The organism is Escherichia sp. WS338, from assembly GCF_046486405.1.
GTDB classification, from domain to species: Bacteria; Pseudomonadota; Gammaproteobacteria; order Enterobacterales; family Enterobacteriaceae; genus Escherichia; species Escherichia coli.
Genome location: NZ_JBJQLL010000080.1, coordinates 1 through 3,242, shown reverse-complemented (window position 1 = coordinate 3,242; position 3,242 = coordinate 1). Strand labels below are relative to the sequence as shown.

Sequence of the window (3,242 nt, the reverse complement as noted above, 5' to 3'; positions counted from 1 at the left end):
AATTTGATGCCTGGCAGTTCCCTACTCTCGCATGGGGAGACCCCACACTACCATCGGCGCTACGGCGTTTCACTTCTGAGTTCGGCATGGGGTCAGGTGGGACCACCGCGCTAAGGCCGCCAGGCAAATTCTGTTTTATCAACACGTCTCGTTATGACCTGTCGATTTAATCTGTATCAGGCTGAAAATCTTCTCTCTATCCGCCAAAACACCTTCGGCGTTGTAAGGTTAAGCCTCACGGTTCATTAGTACCGGTTAGCTCAACGCATCGCTGCGCTTACACACCCGGCCTATCAACGTCGTCGTCTTCAACGTTCCTTCAGGAGACTTAAAGTCTCAGGGAGAACTCATCTCGGGGCAAGTTTCGTGCTTAGATGCTTTCAGCACTTATCTCTTCCGCATTTAGCTACCGGGCAGTGCCATTGGCATGACAACCCGAACACCAGTGATGCGTCCACTCCGGTCCTCTCGTACTAGGAGCAGCCCCCCTCAGTTCTCCAGCGCCCACGGCAGATAGGGACCGAACTGTCTCACGACGTTCTAAACCCAGCTCGCGTACCACTTTAAATGGCGAACAGCCATACCCTTGGGACCTACTTCAGCCCCAGGATGTGATGAGCCGACATCGAGGTGCCAAACACCGCCGTCGATATGAACTCTTGGGCGGTATCAGCCTGTTATCCCCGGAGTACCTTTTATCCGTTGAGCGATGGCCCTTCCATTCAGAACCACCGGATCACTATGACCTGCTTTCGCACCTGCTCGCGCCGTCACGCTCGCAGTCAAGCTGGCTTATGCCATTGCACTAACCTCCTGATGTCCGACCAGGATTAGCCAACCTTCGTGCTCCTCCGTTACTCTTTAGGAGGAGACCGCCCCAGTCAAACTACCCACCAGACACTGTCCGCAACCCCGATCAGGGGCCAACGTTAGAACATCAAACATTAAAGGGTGGTATTTCAAGGCCGGCTCCATGCAGACTGGCGTCCACACTTCAAAGCCTCCCACCTATCCTACACATCAAGGCTCAATGTTCAGTGTCAAGCTATAGTAAAGGTTCACGGGGTCTTTCCGTCTTGCCGCGGGTACACTGCATCTTCACAGCGAGTTCAATTTCACTGAGTCTCGGGTGGAGACAGCCTGGCCATCATTACGCCATTCGTGCAGGTCGGAACTTACCCGACAAGGAATTTCGCTACCTTAGGACCGTTATAGTTACGGCCGCCGTTTACCGGGGCTTCGATCAAGAGCTTCGCGTTACCGCTAACCCCATCAATTAACCTTCCGGCACCGGGCAGGCGTCACACCGTATACGTCCACTTTCGTGTTTGCACAGTGCTGTGTTTTTAATAAACAGTTGCAGCCAGCTGGTATCTTCGACTGATTTCAGCTCCACGAGCAAGTCGCTTCACCTACATATCAGCGTGCCTTCTCCCGAAGTTACGGCACCATTTTGCCTAGTTCCTTCACCCGAGTTCTCTCAAGCGCCTTGGTATTCTCTACCTGACCACCTGTGTCGGTTTGGGGTACGATTTGATGTTACCTGATGCTTAGAGGCTTTTCCTGGAAGCAGGGCATTTGTTGCTTCAGCACCGTAGTGCCTCGTCATCACGCCTCAGCCTTGATTTTCCGGATTTGCCTGGAAAACCAGCCTACACGCTTAAACCGGGACAACCGTCGCCCGGCCAACATAGCCTTCTCCGTCCCCCCTTCGCAGTAACACCAAGTACAGGAATATTAACCTGTTTCCCATCGACTACGCCTTTCGGCCTCGCCTTAGGGGTCGACTCACCCTGCCCCGATTAACGTTGGACAGGAACCCTTGGTCTTCCGGCGAGCGGGCTTTTCACCCGCTTTATCGTTACTTATGTCAGCATTCGCACTTCTGATACCTCCAGCATGCCTCACAGCACACCTTCGCAGGCTTACAGAACGCTCCCCTACCCAACAACGCATAAGCGTCGCTGCCGCAGCTTCGGTGCATGGTTTAGCCCCGTTACATCTTCCGCGCAGGCCGACTCGACCAGTGAGCTATTACGCTTTCTTTAAATGATGGCTGCTTCTAAGCCAACATCCTGGCTGTCTGGGCCTTCCCACATCGTTTCCCACTTAACCATGACTTTGGGACCTTAGCTGGCGGTCTGGGTTGTTTCCCTCTTCACGACGGACGTTAGCACCCGCCGTGTGTCTCCCGTGATAACATTCTCCGGTATTCGCAGTTTGCATCGGGTTGGTAAGTCGGGATGACCCCCTTGCCGAAACAGTGCTCTACCCCCGGAGATGAATTCACGAGGCGCTACCTAAATAGCTTTCGGGGAGAACCAGCTATCTCCCGGTTTGATTGGCCTTTCACCCCCAGCCACAAGTCATCCGCTAATTTTTCAACATTAGTCGGTTCGGTCCTCCAGTTAGTGTTACCCAACCTTCAACCTGCCCATGGCTAGATCACCGGGTTTCGGGTCTATACCCTGCAACTTAACGCCCAGTTAAGACTCGGTTTCCCTTCGGCTCCCCTATTCGGTTAACCTTGCTACAGAATATAAGTCGCTGACCCATTATACAAAAGGTACGCAGTCACCCCATAAAGAGGCTCCCACTGCTTGTACGTACACGGTTTCAGGTTCTTTTTCACTCCCCTCGCCGGGGTTCTTTTCGCCTTTCCCTCACGGTACTGGTTCACTATCGGTCAGTCAGGAGTATTTAGCCTTGGAGGATGGTCCCCCCATATTCAGACAGGATACCACGTGTCCCGCCCTACTCATCGAGCTCACAGCATGTGCATTTTTGTGTACGGGGCTGTCACCCTGTATCGCGCGCCTTTCCAGACGCTTCCACTAACACACACACTGATTCAGGCTCTGGGCTCCTCCCCGTTCGCTCGCCGCTACTGGGGGAATCTCGGTTGATTTCTTTTCCTCGGGGTACTTAGATGTTTCAGTTCCCCCGGTTCGCCTCATTAACCTATGGATTCAGTTAATGATAGTGTGTCGAAACACACTGGGTTTCCCCATTCGGAAATCGCCGGTTATAACGGTTCATATCACCTTACCGACGCTTATCGCAGATTAGCACGTCCTTCATCGCCTCTGACTGCCAGGGCATCCACCGTGTACGCTTAGTCGCTTAACCTCACAACCCGAAGATGTTTCACTTCAGAGTTGCGAAAATTTGAGAGACTCACGAACAACTTTCGTTGTTCAGTGTTTCAATTTTCAGCTTGATCCAGATTTTTAAAGAGCAAA

At 52.7% G+C, this 3,242-nt stretch carries 2 rRNA genes; both read right to left on the bottom strand.

Annotated elements, in window-relative coordinates:
* Positions 1-8 precede the first annotated feature (8 nt).
* Positions 9-124 (bottom strand): 5S ribosomal RNA (rrf, locus tag ACJHWT_RS25165).
* 100 nt (positions 125-224) lie between these two features.
* Positions 225-3,129 (bottom strand): 23S ribosomal RNA (locus ACJHWT_RS25160).
* Between the last annotated feature and the right edge of the window lie 113 nt (positions 3,130-3,242).